This is a genomic window from Bartonella sp. AA86SXKL, assembly GCF_042196885.1.
Window position 1 is genome coordinate 248 of sequence record NZ_JBHIRE010000575.1, and the last position, 301, is coordinate 548.

Here is a 301-nt window from a genome sequence, read left to right on the forward strand (position 1 = left end):
ATTTTACTGATTTTTTCTCTCCTAAAGATGGTCAAAAAGAGAGTCAGTTTCAAAAAGTACGTTCTTTGGGGTCTGGTTTTGTAATTGATGCCCAAAAAGGGCTTATCGTTACAAATTATCATGTTATCGTTGATGCTGATGATATTGAAGTGAATTTTACCGATGGTACAAAGCTAAAGGCAAAATTACTTGGAAAGGATAGCAAGACTGATTTGGCACTGCTTCAAGTGGATGCAGGAAGTAAAAAATTAAAGGCTGTACGTTTTGGTGACTCAGAAAAGGCCCGTATTGGTGATTGGGT

General features: G+C 37.2%; 1 protein-coding gene. It reads left to right on the top strand.

Annotated features, from left to right (window positions below; translation table 11 throughout):
* Window positions 1–301 (top strand): trypsin-like peptidase domain-containing protein (locus ACFIO5_RS13365; protein ID WP_375705677.1); only part of this gene is annotated, 301 nt, incomplete at both ends.